General features: G+C 62.3%; 23 protein-coding genes. 13 read left to right on the forward strand and 10 right to left on the reverse strand.

The window, feature by feature from the left end; genetic code table 11:
• Window positions 1-148: 148 nt before the first annotated feature.
• Window positions 149-1,216 (reverse strand): glycosyltransferase family 2 protein, encoded by a 1,068-nt coding sequence (locus J4721_RS03025; protein ID WP_211002074.1) that lies wholly within the window; start codon window positions 1,214-1,216, stop codon window positions 149-151.
• Between the two features lie 203 nt (window positions 1,217-1,419).
• Between J4721_RS03025 and J4721_RS03030 the strand changes: the two genes are divergently transcribed.
• From J4721_RS03030 to J4721_RS03040, 3 genes are all read left to right on the forward strand, one after another.
• The gene (locus J4721_RS03030) at window positions 1,420-2,406 is read left to right on the forward strand and encodes a MoxR family ATPase (RefSeq protein ID WP_247655774.1); all 987 of its coding nucleotides are present in this window, start codon (window positions 1,420-1,422) and stop codon (window positions 2,404-2,406) included.
• Between the two features lie 18 nt (window positions 2,407-2,424).
• Window positions 2,425-3,690, forward strand: coding sequence for a VWA domain-containing protein (locus J4721_RS03035; protein WP_211002075.1), 1,266 nt, complete (start codon window positions 2,425-2,427; stop codon window positions 3,688-3,690).
• Between the two features lie 123 nt (window positions 3,691-3,813).
• Window positions 3,814-5,688, forward strand: coding sequence for an OmpA family protein (locus J4721_RS03040; protein WP_211002076.1), 1,875 nt, complete (start codon window positions 3,814-3,816; stop codon window positions 5,686-5,688).
• Between the two features lie 92 nt (window positions 5,689-5,780).
• Here the strand turns inward: J4721_RS03040 and rsgA are convergent, their stop codons facing one another.
• From rsgA to J4721_RS03060, 4 genes are all read right to left on the reverse strand, one after another.
• Window positions 5,781-6,872, reverse strand: a complete 1,092-nt coding sequence (rsgA, locus tag J4721_RS03045; RefSeq protein WP_211002077.1) for a ribosome small subunit-dependent GTPase A — start codon at window positions 6,870-6,872, stop codon at window positions 5,781-5,783.
• Between the two features lie 252 nt (window positions 6,873-7,124).
• Window positions 7,125-8,309, reverse strand: coding sequence for a VWA domain-containing protein (locus tag J4721_RS03050; protein WP_211002078.1), 1,185 nt, complete (start codon window positions 8,307-8,309; stop codon window positions 7,125-7,127).
• 52 nt (window positions 8,310-8,361) lie between these two features.
• Window positions 8,362-8,529, reverse strand: coding sequence for a hypothetical protein (locus tag J4721_RS03055; protein ID WP_027247599.1), 168 nt, complete (start codon window positions 8,527-8,529; stop codon window positions 8,362-8,364).
• Between the two features lie 95 nt (window positions 8,530-8,624).
• Window positions 8,625-10,040, reverse strand: a complete 1,416-nt coding sequence (locus J4721_RS03060; RefSeq protein WP_211002286.1) for a DUF2927 domain-containing protein — start codon at window positions 10,038-10,040, stop codon at window positions 8,625-8,627.
• 266 nt (window positions 10,041-10,306) lie between these two features.
• On the opposite strand from J4721_RS03060, the gene J4721_RS03065 reads away from it, so the two are divergent.
• Together J4721_RS03065 and J4721_RS03070 are read left to right on the forward strand one after the other, a co-directional pair.
• The gene (locus J4721_RS03065; protein ID WP_014874215.1) at window positions 10,307-10,684 is read left to right on the forward strand and encodes a hypothetical protein; all 378 of its coding nucleotides are present in this window, start codon (window positions 10,307-10,309) and stop codon (window positions 10,682-10,684) included.
• Between the two features lies 1 nt (window position 10,685).
• Window positions 10,686-11,048, forward strand: coding sequence for a DNA-binding transcriptional regulator (locus J4721_RS03070; protein ID WP_014879640.1), 363 nt, complete (start codon window positions 10,686-10,688; stop codon window positions 11,046-11,048).
• On the opposite strand, the gene J4721_RS03075 is transcribed toward J4721_RS03070, so the two are convergent.
• Both J4721_RS03075 and J4721_RS03080 read right to left on the reverse strand, forming a co-directional pair.
• Complete coding sequence (locus J4721_RS03075; RefSeq protein ID WP_211002079.1) at window positions 11,042-11,677, reverse strand: DUF998 domain-containing protein; 636 nt, start codon at window positions 11,675-11,677, stop codon at window positions 11,042-11,044. The two genes, J4721_RS03070 and J4721_RS03075, sit on opposite strands and share 7 nt — an antisense overlap.
• A gap of 133 nt (window positions 11,678-11,810) precedes the next feature.
• Window positions 11,811-12,650 carry a MoxR family ATPase gene (locus J4721_RS03080; protein ID WP_102858228.1) on the reverse strand — a complete coding sequence of 280 codons (840 nt, stop codon included), beginning with the start codon at window positions 12,648-12,650 and terminating at the stop codon, window positions 11,811-11,813.
• Window positions 12,651-12,843: 193 nt separating this feature from the next.
• Between J4721_RS03080 and dksA the strand changes: the two genes are divergently transcribed.
• The 3 genes from dksA (at window position 12,844) to J4721_RS03095 (ending at window position 15,034) form a co-directional block, all read left to right on the forward strand.
• Window positions 12,844-13,266, forward strand: a complete 423-nt coding sequence (dksA, locus tag J4721_RS03085; RefSeq protein WP_036767290.1) for an RNA polymerase-binding protein DksA — start codon at window positions 12,844-12,846, stop codon at window positions 13,264-13,266.
• 119 nt (window positions 13,267-13,385) lie between these two features.
• The gene (locus tag J4721_RS03090; protein WP_211002080.1) at window positions 13,386-14,612 is read left to right on the forward strand and encodes an FAD-dependent monooxygenase; all 1,227 of its coding nucleotides are present in this window, start codon (window positions 13,386-13,388) and stop codon (window positions 14,610-14,612) included.
• Between the two features lie 215 nt (window positions 14,613-14,827).
• On the forward strand, window positions 14,828-15,034 hold the full coding sequence (locus J4721_RS03095) for a cold-shock protein (protein WP_211002081.1): 207 nt from the start codon (window positions 14,828-14,830) through the stop codon (window positions 15,032-15,034).
• A 206-nt stretch (window positions 15,035-15,240) separates the two neighbouring features.
• Here J4721_RS03095 and xth read toward each other — a convergent pair whose 3' ends face one another.
• Entirely contained in the window at window positions 15,241-16,047 is an 807-nt protein-coding gene (gene xth / locus J4721_RS03100; RefSeq protein WP_102869738.1) for an exodeoxyribonuclease III, read from the reverse strand.
• Window positions 16,048-16,435: 388 nt separating this feature from the next.
• Between xth and J4721_RS03105 the strand changes: the two genes are divergently transcribed.
• Window positions 16,436-16,672 carry a DUF6749 family protein gene (locus J4721_RS03105; protein WP_211002082.1) on the forward strand — a complete coding sequence of 79 codons (237 nt, stop codon included), beginning with the start codon at window positions 16,436-16,438 and terminating at the stop codon, window positions 16,670-16,672.
• 71 nt (window positions 16,673-16,743) lie between these two features.
• Window positions 16,744-18,003, forward strand: a complete 1,260-nt coding sequence (locus J4721_RS03110; RefSeq protein ID WP_211002083.1) for a hypothetical protein — start codon at window positions 16,744-16,746, stop codon at window positions 18,001-18,003.
• Between the two features lie 16 nt (window positions 18,004-18,019).
• Here J4721_RS03110 and J4721_RS03115 read toward each other — a convergent pair whose 3' ends face one another.
• Both J4721_RS03115 and J4721_RS03120 read right to left on the reverse strand, forming a co-directional pair.
• Window positions 18,020-18,538 carry a YetF domain-containing protein gene (locus tag J4721_RS03115; RefSeq protein ID WP_211002084.1) on the reverse strand — a complete coding sequence of 173 codons (519 nt, stop codon included), beginning with the start codon at window positions 18,536-18,538 and terminating at the stop codon, window positions 18,020-18,022.
• Window positions 18,539-18,741: 203 nt separating this feature from the next.
• The gene (locus J4721_RS03120; protein WP_014874225.1) at window positions 18,742-19,065 is read right to left on the reverse strand and encodes an iron-sulfur cluster assembly accessory protein; all 324 of its coding nucleotides are present in this window, start codon (window positions 19,063-19,065) and stop codon (window positions 18,742-18,744) included.
• A 99-nt stretch (window positions 19,066-19,164) separates the two neighbouring features.
• On the opposite strand from J4721_RS03120, the gene J4721_RS03125 reads away from it, so the two are divergent.
• The 3 genes from J4721_RS03125 (at window position 19,165) to argS (ending at window position 22,693) form a co-directional block, all read left to right on the forward strand.
• Window positions 19,165-20,346 carry a deoxyguanosinetriphosphate triphosphohydrolase gene (locus J4721_RS03125; RefSeq protein ID WP_211002085.1) on the forward strand — a complete coding sequence of 394 codons (1,182 nt, stop codon included), beginning with the start codon at window positions 19,165-19,167 and terminating at the stop codon, window positions 20,344-20,346.
• Window positions 20,347-20,482: 136 nt separating this feature from the next.
• Complete coding sequence (locus tag J4721_RS03130; protein WP_247655775.1) at window positions 20,483-20,782, forward strand: YciI family protein; 300 nt, start codon at window positions 20,483-20,485, stop codon at window positions 20,780-20,782.
• Window positions 20,783-20,947: 165 nt separating this feature from the next.
• The gene (argS, locus tag J4721_RS03135) at window positions 20,948-22,693 is read left to right on the forward strand and encodes an arginine--tRNA ligase (RefSeq protein ID WP_014874228.1); all 1,746 of its coding nucleotides are present in this window, start codon (window positions 20,948-20,950) and stop codon (window positions 22,691-22,693) included.
• Window positions 22,694-22,722: the final 29 nt, after the last annotated feature.

The raw sequence follows: 22,722 nt of genomic DNA on the forward strand, positions 1-22,722 counted from the left end.
AAGGCCGGTTTATCGGCCATCGACGCGGGTTTCGTTGAAAAAGATGCCAGTTTTCGGCCCGTTTTCGGCCAGTGGCTGGCCTGTGTCTGCGCCATGTCCTGCCTTCTGACCGGCTGGTCTGCAGGGCCGATCTTGATATGGCGCCGGATCAGTCGCTCTTGTCGCCGCCCTGCGGTGCGCCATGGCGGCCCAGGGTGGCAAAGCCGGTGAGCGTGCGCGCGGTGCCGGGGCTGATCAGCCGCGAGGGCGGTGTCATCAGCAGTCGCGAAAACAGCGTCCGATAAGCCTCCTGCTGCATCAGTGTGCGAAACTGCTCGTAGCGCCACTGCACCGCGCGGGCGTGCAGCTTTTGCAGCTTGGCGTCCTCGCGCAGCAGATCGGCAATGGCCTCACGGGCGGGGCGATAGCGGGCGATGCTATCATCCTCATCCGTGTTGAAATTGCGCTCGACCCAATAGTCCATGCCCAGATCGCCCGGACGGTTGACCCGCCCGCGCTCGGCTTTCAGCACGTAGCTTTCCATTGACCCGAGCGGATAGTGGTTGAGCTGCACCAGATCGAAATTCGGCTGCCCATAGTCGGAATAGATCCGCTGCGTCTTGAACCCCTGATCCAGTTCCCGTCCTGAGCCATCGAACCAGCGAAACCCCTCTAGGGTGGCGCCGTCTTCCGGGCTGCGTGGGCGATGCACCCCGAGTTTGCGATAGGTGCCATCGTTCCGATAAAGCGTCTTGAACATCGCCGCCCGCCATGGCCAGTGGATCACCTCCGGCGCGCAGCGGGTGAAGCTATCGGTCACCGGCTGGTCCTGATAGCGCACCGTCTCGCCATTGCCGAACAGCCGCCAGGTCAGGGTGATGGCATCCGCATCGGGCAGCGCCGCGTGAAGATCCGCCAGTCGGCCTTCCCCTGCATGGATATTGACAAATTCGTCCACATCCAACGCCATCACCCAGTCGACCTTACGCATCAGGCGGTGTTTATCCGCCTTCTTCAACCCGGTGAACTGAATGCCGCCCTTGTCATAGGGGCCATCGTTGCGCAGGTGGGTGACATGGCCCAGTTCATCCAGCCGGTCCAGCATCCGGTCCGTGCCATCCGCGCAGTCGTTGGAGAGGACGAGGATATCGCTGAAGCCCACAGCCTTATGATGGGCAATCCATTCCAGCAGAAAAGCGCCTTCGTTCTTTACACATGTCACGGCCAGTGTTCGCATGCTGTCTCCTGCCACGTCTGTGCCGGACCCGCGTGGGCCGATGGCGTGTCTCTGTCATCGCATTGCAGGGCAGGCCGGTCAATGTGTCCGGAAACAGGGCGCAGTATCATTCACGGATGGCCTATGGGACCAAAGTGGCATGACCAGCCGCTTGACCCGCTCACATCGCCGTGGCCTCTTGGGCAGAGCCGAAGGGGAGCGAGATGTCGCAGCAGACGAAGACGAGCCAACCGGAGACCGCCAGTCAGCCTGCCAGCCCTCCTGGGCCGGAAGGCACGCGCGGACTACCTGGCTCCATAGATGCGGTGGGAACACTACTGACGGAGGCGGGGTATGTCGTCGACAGGGGGTTGGCAACGGTGGTGTTTCTGTCGCTGCGCCTTGGTCGTCCGTTATTTCTGGAAGGCGAGGCCGGGGTGGGCAAGACCGAGATCGCCAAGACCCTCGCCGCAGCGCTGGGCCGCCGCTTGATCCGGCTGCAATGCTACGAAGGGCTGGATGCCTCCAGCGCGGTCTATGAATGGAACTTTGCCGCCCAGATGATGGCCATTCGCACGGCTGAGGCCGCAGGGGCCGGATCGGATCGGGCAGGGCTTCAGGCAGAGCTCTTTAGCGATGACTATCTCATTCGCCGCCCGCTGCTGGAGGCGATGCAACCGGATCCGACAGGCGCTCCGGTGCTGCTGATCGACGAACTCGACCGCACCGATGAGCCTTTCGAGGCTTTCCTGTTGGAGGCACTCAGCGATTTTCAGGTCACCATCCCCGAACTTGGTACCATTAAGGCGCCAGAGCCGCCCATCGTGATCCTCACCTCCAACCGGACCCGCGAGGTGCATGACGCGCTGAAACGGCGCTGTCTCTATCATTGGGTGGATTACCCCGATTTCGACCGCGAGATGGAGATCCTCACCGCCCGTGCCCCGGGTCTGGCGCCGCGCCTGTCGCGGGAGGTCGTCGCCTTTGTGCAGGCGCTGCGCACCGAGGATCTGTTCAAACATCCCGGCATTGCCGAGACAATTGACTGGGCCAATTGCCTCTTGGCGCTGGATGTCATTGATCTGTCGCCAGAGGTGATTGCCGACACATTGGGGGCCATCCTGAAATATCAGGATGATATCAGCCGCCTGCATGGATCAGAGGCCAAACGCATTCTCGATCAGGCCCGTGCCGCGCTGGGTCCCGCCTGATGCTGCGGGCCTGCGCTGATGCCTGAATACCCGCCGCTGCCGCTGCCGGAGACGCCACGGCTGGCGCAGAATGTTACCCATTTTGCGCGGGCTTTGCGCCGCGCTGGGCTGCCTATCGGTCCGGGCCGGGTGAGCGAGGCGGTGGAGGCTGTGGCCACGGCTGGCTTCACCTCGAAGCAGGATTTCTACTGGACGCTGCACGCCTGTTTTGTCTCCAAACCTGAACACCGTCAGGTCTTTGCGCAGATCTTTCGTCTCTACTGGCGGGATCCGCGCTTTCTGGAGCATATGATGGCGGCGATGCTGCCCGCGATCCGGGGCACGCAGGAGGAGAAAGCCGCCAAGCCCGCCCAGAAACGCGCCGCCGAGGCATTGCTGGATGGGGCTGAGGCGCCGGATCGCCCTGACCCGCCGGAGGGGGAGGAGCCACCGGAGCAGCTGGAACTAAGCGCCGAACTCACCATGTCGCGCGAGGAACGGCTGCGGCAGCTCGACTTTGAGCAGATGAGCACCGCCGAGGTGGCCGAGGCCAAGCGGATGCTCGCCAAGATGCAGCTGCCAATCCGCCCCATTCAATCGCGCCGTCTGATGGCGTCACCAACAGGTCCCCGCATCGACTGGCGACGCACAATGGCGCAGGCTGCGCGTCAGGGCGGCGAGATTACAACCCTTTCACGCGCCCAACGTCGGGTGCGCTGGCCCAATCTCGTCGTGATCTGCGATATCTCCGGCTCCATGAGCCAATACTCCCGTCTGATCCTGCATTTCCTGCATGCGGCCGCCAACCGCAAGGGGCCGGGCTGGGCGAGGGTGCATGGTTTTACCTTCGGCACACGGCTTACCAATATCACCCGCCATCTGGCGCAGCGCGATGTGGATGCCGCCCTGGCTGCAGCCGGGGCCGAGGCGCAGGACTGGGAGGGCGGCACAAGGATCGGCGCCTGCCTGCATGATTTCAACCGTGACTGGTCGCGCCGCGTCATGGGGCAGGGGGCCGTGGTCCTGCTGATTACTGACGGGCTGGACCGCGACGACTCCGATCAGCTGAGCGCCGAAATGCAGCGGCTGCATCTGTCTGCGCGCCGCCTGATCTGGCTGAACCCCTTACTGCGCTTTGACGGGTTTGCCCCCAAGGCACGCGGCATCCGCGCCATGCTGCCTCATGTCGACAGCTTTCGCGCAGGCCATTCTATTGCCGCGCTTCAGGATCTGGCGGATATGCTCGCGCGTCAGGATGACAGCGGCGAAAAACAGCGGCTGATGCAGATGTTGACGGCCGAATAGCAGACGCGAGGGCCACATCTGATCGGCAGGCTCTGGCCGAAAACCGTCACTCACAAGCAACTTATTTGCCCCGGCGCGCGTTATGTTTCTAGGCTTTGCATCGCACAGCGAAAGGAACACCGCATGGTTTCGCAGCTTCTCAGATCCTCGACCGCGTTGGCGGTCATCGTCTCTCTCAGTCTTCCGGTCGCCGCGCCCGCGCAGTCTAAATCGGATCCGACCGACCTCAGCCAGATGACGGCGGAGCAGATCACCGAGGCCGTGCAGCGCTGTCTGCGTTGGCTGCAAAACGGCCGGATCAGCCCCGAAGGGGAGATCCTGAAAGGCAAGGGCAAGGGGGCCAAAGCCAAATTCTGTCAGGCCTATGTTACCGGCGAATTGGACGCTGGTTTGGACCCTGCTCTTGCGTCAACTACCCTAATGGCGGGCGCTGATCAGGCTGAGGCCACACCTGAGGCAGGCGAACAGGCCGAGCCAGCAGCCCCGTCGGAGGCAGAGCAGGCCGCCGCCGCTCCGGTTGAACCTGTCCCAGAACCCGCCACAGACGCTGCCCCATCTCAGACCGCGCAGACCGAAGCTCCGGCCGAGACGGAAGAGACAGCCGCTGAACAGAACGCAGGTGAAACCACCGCAGAGGCAGAGACTCCGGTGGAGCCGGCAGCCAATGACGGGGTGAATACAGCCGCCAACACAGAGGCAGGCACCGCCGCCGCGCCTGAGGCTACGGCTGAGGCCGAAACCACCGCCGCTACCGAACTGGCCGCAGCGCTGGCAGAGGCGGAGGGCGGGACCGACCCTACCCCTACGTCCGAGCCTGAGCCCGAACCCGAGGTTGAGCCGCTCGACAGTCAGGCGCAGGCCGACGCCCTTGCCCAGACCGAGGAGGCAGATGACAGCGCCGCCGCCGCAGCGGCCAGCGCGGCCGCCACCGAGCAGGCAGAGGTTGTCGAGGAAACCGTGACCGAAGACACCGCGCGCAGTTCGGATGAGGAATTTGAAACGGCGGTGAACACCCCGACGGCTGAGGCCGAAGCCACTGCCGAGACTTCTGCAAACGCTGAAACTGGCAGCAACAGCGCCGCTGCCACCGCAGACAACGACGATGACGGTCTCAGCAAGTTGCAGAAGGCCGCTTTGCTTGGACTGGGGGCCGTGGCCATCGGCCAGCTCCTGAAACAGGGCGAAACCGTTGTCAGCAATTCCGGCGACCGCGCGGTGGTGGAACAGAACGGCCAGTACCGGGTGATCAAGAACGACGACGCTCTGCTGCGCCAGCCCGGCAGCAATGTCACCACCTACCGGTTCAAGGACGGCTCCACCCGGACCGTTGTCGTGCGTGAGGATGGGGCGGAGGTCGAAACCATCCGCGCCCGCGATGGTCGCGTCCTGCGCCGCACCCGCACGCTGACGGATGGCAGCAGTGTCGTGCTGTTCGATGACACGCAGCGCGCCGACAACGTGGTGGTCTCCGAACTGCCCACAGCGGCCCCGCGCAAATCAGCCTTCAGCAGTGATACGATTGATGCAGATGAGCTGGCGCTGGTACTCGCCGCAAAGGAAGCCCCCGCCGTGAGCCGTCGCTTCTCCCTGCGCCAGATCCGCAATATCGACGCGGTCCGCCGTCTGGTGCCGGAAATCACCGTGCAATCCATCAACTTTGAGACCGGGTCTGCCGTGATCCGGGCAGCGGAGGCCGAAGAACTGGCAGCGCTGGGCAATGCGCTGCGCGACATGATCGCGCAGAACCCGCAGGAGGTGTTTCTGATCGAAGGCCACACCGATGCGGTCGGTGCCGCGCCCTTTAACCTCGCGCTGTCAGACCGCCGCGCCGAAAGTGTCGCATTGGCTCTGACCGAGTATTTTAAAGTGCCGCCTGAAAATATGGTGGTGCAGGGCTATGGTGAGACCGATCTGGCGGTGGTGACCCAACGCGCCGAGCGCGCCAACCGCCGCGCTGCCGTACGCCGCATCACGCCGCTGCTACAGGGCGGCAGCTGACCGGCCTTCTTGTGGGGCCAAGCCTTAGCCGCCACATCAAAGGGCGCCCATATCGGGCGCCCTTCTGTCCTGTCTGAAACCTGTGCTAGCGGCTATTTGCGGCTGCGCTTCTTGATGGTTTTCGCCGTCTTCACCATCTTGCCAAAGCTCTTGTCCTTGGCCCGTTTCTGCGCCAGAGAGGCTGAATTGAAGGCTTCTTCCGCAGCCAGCTTGCGCCAGCGGTCCAACCGGCTGGCGTCAACTTCACCGGCGGCAATGCCCGCCTGCACCGCGCAGCCCGGCTCCCCTTCATGGGCGCAGTTGCGAAATCGGCACTGCGTCGCCAGCTCTTCCAGATCGGCAAAGACATCGCCGACACCGCTGGCCGCATCGGTCAGCTGCAACTCCCGCATCCCCGGCGTATCCAGCACGCCACAGCCGTTTGCGATGAAGTAAAGCTGCCGTCGGGTCGTGGTGTGGCGTCCCCGCGCGTCATCCTCACGAATGCCTTGGGTCGCGATATCCAGGTCATCGCCCAATGCCTTGGTCAGCGTGGATTTGCCCACGCCGGAGGTGCCGAGAAAGGCAATCGTCTGCCCGGCCCGGACCCAGGGCGCCAGCGCCTCGCGCGCGGTTTCGCTCTTGGCGTTCAGCGGAACCACCTCAACCAGATCGGAAATCGCTTTTGCCTGGGTGACATAGGGCTCAAGATCTTCGCAGAGGTCGATCTTCGTCAGCACGATCACCGGCGTCACCTCCGCGTCAAAGGCCATGGCGATAAACCGTTCCAGCCGCGCGACATTGAAATCCGCGTTGCAGGAGGTGACCACGAACATCGTGTCGATATTGGCCGCGATCAGCTGGACCTTGCGATCCTTGCCCGGCGCGCGGCGGCGGATCAGGCTTTTGCGCTCCAGCACCCGACTGTGGGTCGGCAGCTCGGCGTCCAGCATCAGCCAGTCGCCCACCGTGGCCTCGGGGCCGGGGGGGATCACCATGTCGATGCCGTCGCCCATGGCCCGCAGGCCGCTGCGGTTCACTTCGGTGATACGGACGGGCGGGTGGCTGGCGATCTCTTCGAGATCGGTTTGCTGTGAGAAAAAGCTTTGCCAGCCCAGATGCTCCAGCGGGCTCAGCGGCCGCGCGGTATCGGCAGATCTGTCAGCGGAGGCGGGGCTCAGGAATTGGGAATAGTCCCTTGTCATTGGGAATGTCTTTCTTGGTGTGATCGCGGGGTCGGCCCGGATCTGTATGTCTGATGAATGTCGCGCAAATTTTCCCTGACACCTGCCGATAGGGGCAGGCGGCATTCTCCGGGGCAATCTGCAAACCGGGGTGGCCTCTGCCGCCCCTTCTTCACCAGGACATAAACTCTCCAATTCTCTGGCGCTTGGTCTACCCGAGGCGGGGTGACTTGGCAAGCTTTCGCCGCGCGTGGCTTGTGCAGGCTGCCGGGCCTAACGCGTCAGCTCCCGCATCCCACGCTCCAGTCCCGCCAATGTCATCGGCACCATCTGATCCGCAAAGATCTCCCGGATCATCTGGATCGAATGGGTATGACCCCAATAGGCCTCCGGCACCGGGTTGATCCAGAGGTGTGAGGCCCATTGCGCCCGCGCCCGCTCTAGCCAGACCTGACCGGCCTCCGGGTTCCAATGTTCATTGGCGCCGCCCGGATAGGCGATCTCATAGGGCGACATCGAGGCATCGCCGACAAAAATGCACTTATAGTCCGGTCCATAGGTGCGCAGCACCTCATGGGTGGGGATCTGCGCATCCCAGCGGCGGCGGTTGTCGCGCCAGACCCCTTCATAGAGGCAGTTGTGGAAGTAGAAATACTCCAGATGCTTGAACTCGCTGCGCGCCGCCGAGAACAACTCTTCCACCACTTTGATATGCGGGTCCATCGATCCGCCGACATCAAGAAACAGCAGCACCTTCACCGCATTGTGGCGTTCAGGGCGGGTTTTCACGTCCAGATAGCCGTGTTCGGCGGTGGCGCGGATGGTGCCTGAGAGGTCCAACTCCTCGGACGCGCCCTCGCGCACCCAGCGGCGCAGCCGTTTCAGCGCCACCTTGATGTTGCGGGTGCCCAGTTCGACATCACCATCAAGGTTCTTGAATTCGCGCTTGTCCCAGACCTTGACCGCGCGCTGGTGGCGGCTTTCCTTCTGGCCGATACGCACGCCCTCGGGGTTGTAGCCATAGGCCCCAAACGGCGAGGTGCCCGCCGTGCCGATCCATTTGTTGCCGCCCTGATGGCGGCTTTCCTGATCCTTCAGCCGCTCTTTCAGGGTTTCCATCAGTTTTTCAAACCCGCCGAGCGCCTCGATTTCGCGGCGCTCTTCCTCGCTCAGGTGCTCTTCCGCCATCTTGCGGATCCACTCTTCGGGGATATCCACGGCCTCCATCACCGCCTCGGCGGGGATTGCCTCCAGCCCGGAGAATGTCGTGGCAAAGGCGCGGTCGAATTTGTCGATATTGCGCTCATCCTTCACCATGGCGGCGCGCGCCAGATAGTAGAAGGCGTCGATATCGTAGGTCGCAAGCCCCGCCTTCATCCCTTCGAGAAAGGTCAGATATTCCCGCAAGGACACCGGAACCGCCGCCTTGCGCAGGTTTTCAAAGAAGGGCTGAAACATCTGGGTCTCCGTCAGGGCTGGTCAGGGGGCATCTCGCACCCCGCGCGCTGCGTCAGAGCAGCATGCGGTCGGCGAGGATGGTCGCAAACAACCCCAGAATAGCAAAAACCATGGCGTATGCAGCGCCATATTGCAGCTTATCTGCCAGGCTGCCGCCGCGTTTTTGGGCCGTGCGGGCCCCCAGAAGTGCGCCAAGAAGCAATGCGCCGATTACGATCATGTCGATGTCCGTATATTAAGAATGTTCATGTCTCAGGTGGGGCCGCTCAGTTCCGGGTCAAGCCGTGACGCTGCTGGCCCTGCGCAGGCCGCAGATCAGCGCGGCGGCGCCAGGGCCGCAATTTCGGTCATCGCGCTGCGCACTGCCCAATCCGGGCCAAATCCGTATCGTGCCCATCCCTGGCTGTCCAGTCTCACCGCATAGGCCGCGTCAGTTTGGCCTTGCAACAACAGCGCCTCGGCCTCCAGCAGCATCAGACTAGATAACAGCACCGCGTTTTCGCCCCGCGCCGCAACCGGTAGGGCAGGCCGGATCCGCGCCAGTGCGGTCTCGCCATCTCCGCGGATAATATCAAAGGCAGCCATGCGGCTCGCGATCTGGGCGCGCAGCAGCGGGCTGTCATACCGCCCCTGCAGATAGATCAGCGCGGTCTCGAAATGCTGCTGCGCCAGCTCCGGATCATCCCGTTGCAGAATGCGCCCCAACACATAGTGGTTGAAGGCCCGCCGGTGATCCTGCCACCCCAGATCACGGGCGATCGCCGCCCCGCGATGCGCCGCTCTGAGGCGATTGGCGCGGCTGGTGCCTGGTGTCAGCGCCGCCTCAGTCGCCTGAATCCAGTCGCGTGAGGTGGCGGGCAGCGGCTGGGCAGCCCGACCAGCCCCGCCGGGGTTCAGCCGCGCCAGAATGGCTGGCAGACGGGCGGCGACCTCAGCCCGCGTCATGCCGCTGCGCAGGTCGGGCGCATAGCCCACCCGCAGGATCAGCATATCGAATCCGGTCAGCACCGTGTGCACATTGTCGTCATTGAACACTGAATCCGACAGCCGGTAGAGATCGTTAAGCGGCCCGATGGCCTGTGCCAGCTCTTCATGCAGGCAGTCGCGGGTTTCCTGCGGGCTGACATCATTGGGCACAAAAATCGCCAGTCTCTGGCGCGCGCGCAGATTGGCCCAATTGGTCCCGGGCTTGCGCTTGGAACGACGGTATTCCGCCAGCGAGCTGACATTGGGCACCACGAAACAGGCCGCACGCGGCGAGGCGCGGCGGATTGCTTTGCGCGGCACCGCCTCGATGGTGATATTGGCAGCGAGGCCCGTGGTCTTCTCGCCCAACAGCCGAAGATCCAGCCCCGCCTCGCGCTGCAACCGTTGCAGCAAGGCTGCCAGATCCCGGTTCAGGCTCTTGGTGGGCTGACCGATGAGGCGCAGGGTGATGGGATGTTCAAAACGGGTAAAGACGGGCAGGGCAGTGCCGCTTTCCAGCTGGAAATGCAGGTCGAGGAAATCCCGTGCGATATCGCTGTTGGCCCGTTGCGGCGCCACCGGATGCGCGCGGGCAAAGCTCTTGGCCGGGGCCAGCGGTGCCACTGCCGTAGCGGTGCGGCTCGGGGGCGTATGCCGCGTCTCGGCGCCGCATGCTGCCAGCGCCGCCACCATGGCCAGAGCCGCAAAGTCGCGCCAGCGCCGCAAAAAGGGCAGCCGCCCTGCGAGAGGGCCAGCGGACAGCATACGGGGCCGGAATATGAACAAGCGATCTCTCCTGCGACAGGACAGCCCCAGCTTGTGCCAAGACAGGGTTAAAAATCAATGTTATGGCTGGCCATAGCGCAGCAGAGCCGCAAAGAGAAGGGCACCCCGGCAACACCTCTCCTGCAAGGGCCCGCCGACCCTCGGGCATCAGGGCGGAAATGCAGGGGCTCGCGCTGCGGTGTGAGGCAGGATCATCTGCCCCTAATCAGGGGTAAACGCAGAGACAGGTTGAAAAGGCTACGCCAATGGCGTATATACGCAAAGAGACACAGAAATGCCTGCGGGTGGATTACCGCATCACCCCGGTCGCGATCGAGGACGCCATTCACGCCTATCTGGACGAGGATGAGCTGGCCCGGCTGATCGCCACCCTGGTGCGCGACCCCACCATCGGGCGCAAGACGGATGAAGATTACCACCATGCCGCCGGGGATCTGACATTGCGCTACCGTATCCATCAGGCCAGTCCTGATCTGATGATGGTCTATGTGCTCAGAATTCACCGCCGAGAGCGGGATCCGCGCCTTTCGGGACGAATGGCGCAGGGCGCACGGGTGGTGCGGGATCTGGCCCTCGATGTGGTCAAATCCCGGATCAAAGCATTGCTGAAGGAGGGCAATTGATATGGCAGGACATCAGACAGGCAGCACCAATGGCAGCCGAAATGGGACTGGCAGCCGTATCCGCCAGCAAAGCGAAGCGGACCGCGACGCCATTGCCCTTCAGCAGATGCAGGACGACATTTCCGGCAAAGCGCCGTTGGAGACCATGGCCAGCCGAGAGGTGCCGATGGTGGACGTTGTACGCCTGCGCAAAACCCTCGGCATGTCGCAGGAGCGGTTTTGCAGTCATTTCGGCTTTCGCCTCGGCTCGGTGCGCAACTGGGAACAGGGCCGCCGCCTGCCGGAACGCCCCGCCCGCATCCTCTTGCGCATGATCGAGGACGACCCCGAGCGCGTCGAACGCTTCCTGCGCGAGGCCTACTGAGGGCGAAGGCTCAAGGCGGCGTGGACCCCCAGCGCAATGAAATGCGCGTAGATCCACGCTTCCAGCAGTCTTTGGAACAGGCCCTGTGCCTCCGGTACAGCAATGATGGCGCCGAACAGACCAAACCCGACAGCCATGGACGGCAGCGCAAGACGCCGCAATAGCGAAGGTCGCGGGAGGCTCAGCACCAACAGGAACAGGCCAATCAGCGCCAGAGGATAGGCCGTGGCTGCGGCGATCATATGGGCGATATGGATCGCGCTATGCCCTGCGTCTCCGCCGTCACATCCCGCGTCACAGGGCAGTCCGGCCGCAAGCATGAGAAGGCCCGCATAGGCGGCCAGCAGGATCAATGACACCCGCGTCAACCGCCGGTCAGGCAGGCGAGTATTGAGCAGCGCCAGGAAGGCGAGGAACCACAGTTCGGTCGGGATGAACACCGCATAGTTCGTCCAGGCGGCAAACGGGCTCCCGGCGGCTCCCAACACACTCATAAAATGGCTGACATGGGAATAGCCGGGGCTGAGCGCCGCAAGGATGCCCACCCCAATGGCCAGCCAAAGCCCGCTGATCACAGGCAGGGCAATCAGCGCCCAAAAGGCCGTGCCACGCAATGGTAATGACCGCAAATCTTGCTCCCTTCACTGCACTGCAAAAGATCGGACCGCCCAGATCGCACCAGAAGAGAGCACCAGATACGTCAGCCGCAAGCCATCATATACGGTGTTACGCGCAGGCCATCTGTCTCGTTGGGCCGTCTCTTCAGCGACGTCCCCGCGCCATGAAGGCAAGCCGTTCGAACAGATGCACATCCTGCTCGTTCTTCAACAACGCGCCGTGCAGTTTTGGCAGCGCGTCTGCGCCATCACGTTTCAGATCTTCCGCCGTCAGATCCTCGGCCAACAGCAGCTTCAGCCAGTCCAGCACCTCCGACGTCGACGGCTTTTTCTTCAACCCGGCTGTATCGCGGATCTCGTAGAACTGCGTCAACGCGGTGGTCAGCAGGCTGTCCTTGATGCCGGGATGATGCACCTCGACGATCTTGCGCATGGTCTCGGCATCGGGAAACTGGATGTAGTGAAAGAAACAGCGGCGCAGAAACGCGTCCGGCAGTTCCTTTTCATTGTTGGAGGTGATGATCATGATCGGGCGCTGTTTGGCCCGGATCGTCTCACCGGTTTCATAGACGTGGAACTCCATCTTATCGAGTTCCTGCAACAGGTCATTCGGGAACTCGATATCGGCCTTGTCGATCTCATCAATCAGCAGAACAACCTTCTCGTCAGCGTCAAACGCCTCCCAGAGCTTGCCGCGCTTGATATAGTTCCTGACGTCATGCACCCGCTCATCGCCCAGCTGGCTGTCACGCAACCGGCTGACGGCATCATATTCATACAGCCCCTGCTGCGCGCGGGTGGTGGATTTCACATTCCACTCGATCATCCGCAGCCCCAGCGCATCGGCCACCTGCCGCGCCAGTTCGGTCTTGCCTGTGCCCGGCTCACCCTTCACCAGCAGCGGCCGTTCCAGCGTAACCGCGGCGTTGACCGCGATTTTCAGATCTTCGGTCGCGACGTAATCCTTAGTGCCCTGAAACTGCATCTCTTTCCTGCCTCGTTGCCTCTGCGCAACCCCTGGGGGCGCTCTTATGCAGGTTTTAACCCTTTGTGCGTACTATTGTGTAGTGACAATCGCTGACGCAGGGGATAAACGCTGCGGCATGCGGGGGGAGCCGCTGAGTTTGTAAACAATACCGAGGAAGACCGGCAGTATGGGGCAAACCAAAGGTACCGAAATGAAGCAAGAAGTGTTTCTGCCGGATGATTATCGTCCAGCTGAAGATGAACCCTTCATGAATGACCGGCAGCAGGAATATTTCCGTCGCAAGCTGCATGAATGGAAGCAGGAACTCCTGGCCGAGAGTCGCGACACGATCGAGGGGTTGCAGGACAACACCCGCAATATCCCCGATGTTGCTGACCGCGCCAGTGAAGAAACAGATCGCGCGCTTGAGCTGCGCACCCGGGACCGCCAGCGCAAGCTGGTTGCCAAGATCGACTCGGCGATCCGCCGCATCGACGAAGGGGAATACGGCTACTGCGAAGTCACCGGTGAGCCGATCTCTCTCAAACGTCTGGATGCCCGACCCATCGCCACGATGAGCCTTGAGGCACAGGAACGCCACGAGCGCCGGGAAAAAGTCCACCGCGACGACTGATTTTCTTGCATTTGTAAAAAAAATCATAACGCCGGGGCCTGTTGCTCCGGCGTTTTTCGTTTATCTGGGGGTATCGCGCGGCCAGAACGGACCGGCCTGTGTGCAGATAGCGGGACAAGATGAGACTGACAGACCGAAAAATCACCATCATCGGTGCGGGCATTGGCGGGCTGGCGGCAGCGCTGGCCTTCAGTCGGCAGGGCGCAAAAGTCACGGTTCTCGAACAGGCAGAGGCGATCACCGAGGTGGGCGCCGGCCTGCAAATCAGTCCCAACGGTGTTGCGGTTCTGCGGGCGCTGGGGCTGGCGGATGATCTGGCCTGGAGCGCGCCGCGCGCCCGCGCTGTGGTCCTGCGCAGCCATCGGCGGGGCCGCGCGGTTCTGCGCCTCGATCTCGACCAATATGCGCCGGGGCAGAATTTCTACTTCGCCCACCGCGCTGATCTGATCAACCTCCTTGCCGATGCCGCGCGTCAAGCCGGGGTGAAGGTCCGCCTGCTGCAAAAGGTCGACCGCATCACCAGCGGTGCCCGCCCGGTGGTGCATCTGGCCAATGGCGCACAATGTAGCGGTGATCTGGTGATTGGTGCCGACGGGCTGCATTCGAAGGCGCGGGCGGCGCTGAATGGCATTGCGACGCCTCGTTTCACCGGGCAGGTGGCCTGGCGCGCCACCGTGGCCAATCTGCACAATCACCCGGCCGAGGCGCAGGTCTTCATGGGGCCGGGCCGCCATCTGGTCACCTATCCGCTACGGGACAGCAGCCTGATGAATATTGTCGCCGTGCAGGAAAGCAAGACCTGGGCGGAGGAAGGCTGGCATCACCGCGATGACCCGGAGGCGCTGCGCAGCGCCTTCACGGGGTTTGGTGGCGCCGCCGTCGATCTGTTGGCGCAGGTCGATCAGGTGGCCCTCTGGGGGCTGTTTCGCCATCCGGTTGCGGAGGTCTGGCATCAGGGCAGCCTCGCGATTATGGGCGATGCCGCGCATCCCACCCTGCCGTTCATGGCGCAGGGGGCAAATCTCGCGCTTGAGGACGCCTGGGTTCTGGTTGATGCCCTGCGCACCGCCAGCAGTGACGAAGAGGGGCTTGCCGCCTATCAGCAGCGCCGCCGCAGCCGCGCCGCCAAAGTGGTGGATGCCGCCACCGGAAATGCCTGGAAATACCACCTGCGCCAGCCGCTCGCCTGGCCCGCGCATCAGATCCTGCGCCTCGGCGGGCGGCTCGCCCCACAGCGCATGGTGCAACAATTCGACTGGATCTATGGCCACGACGTCACCGGCGGCACCCCGGCCCCGACCGGCAACGACCCCGGCGCAGGCGGCCCCATCACCACGCTGGCCTAAGCAGCGCCGCGCTTTGGGCGGATGTGTGCCATGTCACCGACTTGTTCACTCGATGAGCGACAGTTGGCGCTTGCTTAGTTGGTCAAAGGTGGCTATGGGTATCGAGTTACGTTATCTCTATCGACTTTTCTGCTCCTAACGGCTCAGCGATGCGATCTTGCACTGACTGGCCGAGCTGCCGCATTCCGCGGGTGGCATAATTAAGGAGACTTACGATGGCTAATGGCACCGTAAAATGGTTCAACTCTACTAAAGGTTTTGGTTTTATCGCCCCCGAGGGTGGTAGCAGAGATGTGTTCGTGCATATCTCGGCGCTTGAGCGCGCAGGCCTGACCACATTGAATGACGACCAGAAAGTCACATTCGACATCGAAGCCGGTCGTGATGGCCGCGAAAGCGCAGCCAACCTGGCTCTCGTATAAGCTTTTGCCCCTTCGGGGGTATCTGCTGAGATGATATTCGGGCGCATCGGAAACGATGCGCCCTTTGTTGTTTGTGCACAGGTTGTTTGTGCAGAGATGATATTGTTGCGGACCTCAAGGGGTCCGGCTGATATCAGTGATCCGTGCGCCAGCGCGGCTGGATCCGATCCACCACGACCCGGCGCTCAGACACCAGCCTTATCCGCCTATAGGTCCAGATCAACCCAGACCGGTACGTGATCGGACGGCTTGTCGCGGCCGCGCACATCCTTGTCGATCTGGCAATCACGTAGCAGGTCGGCGGCTTGTGGGCTCAGCAGGAAATGGTCGATGCGGATGCCATTGTTGCGGTTCCAGGCCCCGGCCTGATAATCCCAGAACGAATAATGTCCCGGCCCCTGATGGCGGGCGCGGAACGCTTCGGTAAAGCCAAGCGCCACGATCCGCTGAAACGCCGCCCGGCTTTCGGGGCGGTGCAGCGCGTCGTCTTTCCAGGCGTCAGGCGTCTTGGCATCTTCTGCTTGCGGGATAATGTTGTAATCCCCAGCCATCAGGGCGGGCATTTCCTCGGCCAGCAGATCCTTGGCCCGCTGCCGCAGCCGCTCCATCCAGGCCAGCTTATAGGCGTATTTGCCGCCTGCGACCGGCTGACCATCTGCGTCCAGCTCAACCGGATTGCCATTGGGCAGATACAGCCCGCAGATGCGGATCGCCTGTTTGCCCACCACTGTCGCCTCGATCCAGCGCGCCTGTTCGTCGCTGTCATCCCCCGGCAGGCCGCGGCGCACGTCCTCCAGCGGCAATTTCGACAGGATCGCCACCCCGTTAAAGCTCTTCTGGCCATGGGTTTCGACATTGTAGCCCCGGTCCTCGAACAGCTCGCGCGGGAAGGCCTCGTCGACGGATTTGATCTCCTGCAGCACCACCACATCGGGCTGCGCCTCATCCAGCCATTCGGGCAACGCGTTGATACGGGCCTTGATGCCATTGATGTTGAACGTGGCGATTTTCATATCCGGTCTCCTGCCTCTGTGGCCCGGGGTGGGGCGCTTGATCTATCGCCCAATCCGGGCGAGGGGGCAAGGGCGCGCCGACGGCGCAGTGCCGAATCATCGCCATCGAAAAAACGGCATATCGCAAAGCCGTGCGACACCCGATTTGCAGCGCTGCAAGGGGGCAGGCGGGCGATCTGTTCGGGCTTTGTATGGCTGGGGGTGTGGACAGCTCTGTGGTTATCCTGTGCAGAAGCCGCTTATTTGCTTGCTGAACAGAAGACTGCCGCGCAAAGCTCATCGGTTGTACCATCGTAAAAACAACCAAAAGGCGTGCTTTCGTGTTGTCGAGCAGGCATTCCGTGTCAATCGTCGATGGGTGTTTTTCACCTGAAACGGGAGACGATCCATGACCACATCCACACAGCGCCGCCAGACCGTGGCACCGCAATTGACAACGCCGAAAGCTGACCTTCACAGCGGCCATGGGGCCGAGCTGTTCTCCTCCGGCTCGCTCAATCACGACAGCCGCGGCGACATGGTCGAAGGCGCCGGAACCTCGCTGTTTTCCTCTGGCTCGGCGCCTCGCGCCGACCGCGCCACTGTCAGCGGTGCTGCAACCGGTCTGTTCTCTTCCGGCAGCTGAGCTTCGGCGACCCGACCTTCCAGATTTGCGCCCTGCCACCGGGGCGCAAACCCCGCATTGGTGCAAGATCCATGACTGTCATCCTGCCGTTCACACGTCCCGCAGCGGGCGACCGCAAAGACCGCCGCGCCGACATCGGCACGGTGTCCAGCCATCAGCCCCCGACTGGACCGGGGACGTCTGTGGCTGGTCCCGTAGCCCCGTGGGTCGAGAGCTTTGCTTGCCACCGGCGCTCGCCTCAGGATGTCTATTGGCTGAAGGAGAACGCAGAGCTGCTGAGCCTCCTTCGGGTGATGCAGCAGCGGGTTGGGGAAGGCGTGGGCGCAGTGGATTTTCGGGATGAGGCAGCCCTGTCTCCCCTGCGCCCATTCTACGACCGCGCCGCACGGCAGCTGCGGTTTTTCCCACAATACTATCGGTTTATCCTGTCGATCTGTCTCGATTATGAGGACCTGATCGGGACCGGTCGCATTGGCCCCGACACCCGCGCGGCTGAGCTGGCGCATTGGGTGGCCCATCAGGGGCTGGTCGAGGCGGAGATGTCAGATTTGCAACGGGCCGAGGCACGGCAGCTTTTGGCGCGACGCGGCATCGCGATGCCGGTGGATCCGGGGCTTGATGACAGGCTGCGCCGGTTTGCCCGCCGCTGTCAGACCTTCGCCATCCCCAATCGCAAGGCCGCTTATGAGCTGACCCATATCGTGTTCTACCTCTCCGACTACGGCCGCCGCGATCTTGGCCTGGACGGCGCAGTGCAGCGCAGCCTGACCTATGCGGGGATTCTGGCCTGCCTTGATCAGGATGTGGATCTGCTGTCTGAAATCTGCATCGCGCTGCGCTACTGCGGTGTCACGCCGCCGCCCCTGTGGGAGCAGGCGCTGGCGCGCGCCGCAGGGGGCTTTGTCATCACGCCAGACGGGTTTGACGGGCATATGGACGGCTATCATGCGTATTTCGTCACAACATGGTGGCAGCAGATATGCGCACCGGGGGAGTCGCCGCTGGGGGCGGATACTGGCCGCTTACAGGCCGGGGGTGGGAGGGCAATCCATATCGCCGCCCCGCCCGTGCATAGCCTGCTGCGCCCATTGTCGCTCTGGTTGATTGAGGATGGTGCCGATGCCCAGCGGTCGGCTGCAGACCATTGGCGTGCAGCTCTTACGTATCTGACCGAGTGCCAAGGTCAGGAGGCGGCAGACCAGTTGCTCAAACTGAAGCTGAGTACGCCTGAGTTTGGGGATTTCTGGCAAATATTCAGCAGGCGGGGTAAGGCCTTGCACCAGACCCGCCGCATCACGTCCGATGGCATCAGCCTGACGGGTCACACCTAATAAGTGGGGGCGTCTCTCAGGAGGGCACCTCAACCCCCACAATCAGCCGGGTCTCCAGGCTGTCACCGTGCAGCACTGAAATGTCGCCGGTGGTTTCCAGTACCACAGCACGCACCTGCGAAAATGACAGCACATTTGCCTCGCGAAGCTTGGCCAGCAGATCATCCTCAGAGACCCGTGTCGCTGCAAGCGCGCTCTGCAGGATATCTCCCTCACGCATCAGCATGACCGGCGTGTTCTGCACGGCGGCTTTGAATTTCTCCGAGGATTGTCGCAACCGGGCCACGACGTACTGCACGCAAAGCAATGTCGCGATGGCCAGTGCCGATTGCCCAAAAGAGCTCCAGGACGTCGCCTGACTCGCTCCGGCCAGAAGGGAACCGATGGCCACTGTCACGACAAAATCAAATGCAGTCATTTTTGAGAAGGCACGCAGGCCTACCAGCCGCACCACGACGATCACCCAGATGATCGCTATGGATGACAGGACTGCAGATCTTAACAGAAAATCAGTCAGTATATTTTCGACAAACACCGCGCACCTCTACAGCTGGGGTCGGACTCTGATCGGCGCGCCCGCTGAAATCGCGAAGCGGCGAGGTCAGATCCATCTCTGGCGGATACTATCGGCTAACACCCGTTCAGTGGCAGAACGCGCGCATTGCAAAAAAGTTCCTGTCTGGCAGCGGGATAATGCCTGTGCGACCAAGGCAGCAGTGTCGCATGATCAAACAGCGCCTACATCGAAAACGAGGTGCCGCAACCGCAGCTGGAGGTGGCGTTGGGGTTGTTGATCACAAACCGCGCGCCGATCAGCTCTTCGGTGAAATCAATCACCGCGTTCTCCAGAAATGGCAGCGAAACCTCATCAACCACCACTTTCTGGCCCTGACCCTCAAGGATCAGATCATCCGCCTGCGGGGCATCCAGCGCAATTTCATACTGAAAGCCGGAACAGCCGCCGCCTTCCACCGCCACGCGCAGGGCCTGACCCTGATCGGCGGCACCAATTTCGGCCAGCCGGGCAAAGGCACGCTCGGTCACTTTCGGGGGCAATTGCATCTCTGGTCTCCCAATACGGTGATCACTGCCGTGTTGCAGCGGAGATCATAATATAGAAAGGTGCGGGGACAGGGACAAGATTGACCGGGGAAAAGATTAGTGACCTACGCGCCTTACGCGACCATGCCGGACCGCAGCCGTGGTCGTCAGATCCCCGAGGAAGAAAGCAACTTCCGATCGCCCTACCAGCGCGACCGCGACCGGATCATCCACGCCAGCGCCTTTCGCAGGCTAAAGCACAAGACACAGGTGTTTGTCGAACATGAGGGCGACAATTATCGCACCCGTCTGACACATTCGATTGAGGTCGGGCAGGTGGCCCGTACGATAGCGGGGGCGCTTGGCCTCAATCAGGAACTGACCGAGGCGGTGGCGCTGGCCCATGATCTGGGACACACGCCCTTTGGCCACACCGGAGAGGATGCGCTGCACGCGCTGATGGCCCCCTACGGCGGCTTTGATCATAACGCGCAGGCCATCCGTATCGTCACCTCGCTGGAACGGCATTATGCCGAATTTGACGGGCTGAACCTCACCTGGGAAACGCTGGAAGCCATCGCCAAGCACAATGGCCCGGTGGTGGGCGATCTGCCCTGGGCCTTGGCCGAATGCAACGCGGCGGTGGATCTGGAGCTGCACACCCATGCCAGCGCCGAGGCGCAGGTGGCGGCCTTGGCCGATGACATCGCCTACAACAATCACGATCTGCACGACGGCTTGCGCGCCGGATTGTTCACCGATGCGGATATCATGGAACTGCCGGTGATTGGTGCCGCCTATCATGCGGTGGACAGCCGCTATCCGGGCCTTGATGGACGACGTCGGCGGCACGAGGCGCTGCGCCGGGTCTTTGGTGTGATGGTCAGCGACGTGATCGACGGCGCCAGACGGCGCCTTGCCGCCAGTGGTGCGCGCAGCGTCGAGGATGTGCGCTCCCTCGGGGCGCCCGTGGTAGTGTTCTCCGATGCGCTCTGGGCCGACCTGAAGGAAATCCGCGCCTTTCTCTTCACCCGCATGTACCGCGCGCCCAGCGTGATGCGCAAACGCGCTGAGGTCTCCAAGGTGGTGGAGGCGCTGTTTCCGCATTTCCTCAACCACCCTGAGGAAATGCCCGCCCGCTGGCAGGGGGATATCGCCGCCGCCGCAGGTGAAACCGCGCTGGCCCGGATCGTATCGGATTATATCGCAGGCATGACCGACCGTTTTGCATTGCAGGAGCACCGCCGCCTGTTCCCGGCTGAGGCCGCCGCCGCTGCTGCCGACCTGCAAGCCGGGCAATAGGCGCGGGCTGCGCTGCGACTGGCGGTAACGCTGACGCCAACTGGCACTATCCTGAGGCAGGCCGGATGCGGTTTCATGGGGCAGACGCTCAGAACCGAAATCGCAGATGCAAGAGGCCGCCATGGCAAGAAATGGCATGACGCATTGGACCGTGACCTTTCAGGATGCGCCGGAGATGGCGCGGATCCGCGCGGATCGCCCGCGCCGGGATGCTCATATCGCCTTTGTACGCGCCCATCCCGAATTGCAGATCGGCGGCGCATTGGCGATGCGGCCCGAGCAGGACTTTCCGGGGGCGATCTGGAATGTCGAAGCGGCCAGCCGCGATGAGGTCGAGCGTCTGGTTCTGCGTGATCCCTACTATGTCGCCTCGCTACGCCGGTATCAGATCACCAGATGGGGTCGTCTCCCGGCCCGTGACGTACCGGTGGCCTGACCTGCCGCGCCTTGGCGCGCATATCGCGGAACCTCGCCCCCTCTTGACCGGAAAATTGAAATTTTCCGGGGCGCCTCCGCCGCTGATCGTGATGGGGCCTGCAATCCTGTTGACCCTGCCGCTGGCCCTCGGTATCCGCAACGGTGAACAGATGGGACGCCAGACATGAACCTCTTTACCGATATCCGCTCGCTCGTGCTTGACTGCCTTACTGCAATGGTGGCCGAGGGCACGCTGCCCGAAGGGCTCGATTTTGCCAATGTCGCGGTAGAGCCGCCGCGCGATGCGGCGCATGGGGATATGGCGACCAACGCCGCCATGGTGCTGGCCAAACCCGCCAAGATGAAACCCCGTGATATTGCCGATGCGCTGGCAGGGAAACTGGCCGCGGACGCGCGTGTCACCTCTGCCGAGGTGGCAGGCCCGGGTTTCCTCAACCTGCGTCTGGACCGCAGCAGCTGGCAGTCGGTGCTGGGGGCCGTTCTGGCGGAGGATATCAAATTCGGCCGTTCCGACCTTGGCGCGGGCAAACGGGTGAATGTGGAATATGTCTCCGCCAACCCAACCGGGCCTCTACACGTGGGCCACACCCGTGGTGCGGTCTTTGGGGACGCGCTGGCCAGCCTCTTGGATTTTGTCGGCTATGACGTCACCCGCGAATATTACATCAACGATGGTGGCGGTCAGGTTGATGTGCTGGCGCGCTCAGTTTACCTGCGCTACCTGGAGGCCCACGGCCAGGAGGTCGCCTTTGTCGATGGCACATACCCCGGCGACTATCTCGTCCCGGTCGGTCAGGCGCTGAAGGACAAGGTCGGTGATGCCTATGTGAACCAGCCGGAGGATGTCTGGCTGGAAGAGATCCGCAACTTTGCCACCGATGCGATGATGGACCTGATCCGCGCCGATCTGGCCTCGCTGGGCATCCAGATGGACAAGTTCTTCTCCGAAAAATCGCTCTACGGGACTGGCCTCATCGAATCCGCGCTCAAGAGCCTCGACGACAAGGGCCTGATCTATGAAGGCGTTCTGGAGCCGCCGAAGGGCAAGAAGCCCGACGACTGGGAGCCACGCGAACAGACCCTGTTCAAATCCACCGAACATGGTGATGATGTTGACCGCCCGGTGAAGAAATCCGATGGCGCCTGGACCTATTTCGCGCCGGATATCGCCTATCACTATGACAAGGTCGAACGTGGCTTTGACATGCTGATCGACATCTTCGGGGCCGATCACGGCGGCTATGTGAAGCGGATGAAGGCGGCGGTCTCGGCGCTGTCCGATGGCCGTGTGCCGCTGGACATCAAGCTGTGCCAGCTGGTGAAGCTGTTCAAGGACGGTCAGGAATTCAAGATGTCTAAACGGGCAGGGACCTTTGTCACCCTGCGCGACGTGGTGGATGCCGTTGGCCCGGATGTGACCCGTTTCATGCTGCTGACCCGCAAAAACGATCAGGGCTTCGACTTCGACCTTGATAAGGCGCTGGAGCAGTCCAAGGACAATCCGGTGTTCTACGTCCAATACGCCAATGCGCGGATCTGCTCGACCCTGCGCAAGGCGGCAGAGGCGGGGATCGCCACCGATGATGCAACCCTCGCAGCCGCAGACCTGACGCTGTTGCAGGATGACGCCCAGTTGACCGTCGCCAAAAAGCTCGCGGAATGGCCGCGTCTGGTGGAAATCGCTGCTCGGACCAACGAACCCCATCGCGTGGCCTTCTACCTCTACGATCTCGCATCGGAACTGCACGGGCTCTACCACCTCGGCAAAACCAACGAAGGTTTACGTTTTGTTAACGAGAGCAACCCATCTGCAACACATGCGAAAATGGCGCTGGCCAAGGCCGTTTCCATTGTCATTTCCGCCGGTCTTGGTATTCTTGGGGTCACACCGGCGCAGGAGATGCGATAGCTAAAATCGCCCAGGCCGCCGGATCGAGG

Source organism: Phaeobacter sp. HS011 (assembly GCF_018101215.1).
GTDB lineage: Bacteria > Pseudomonadota > Alphaproteobacteria > Rhodobacterales > Rhodobacteraceae > Phaeobacter > Phaeobacter inhibens.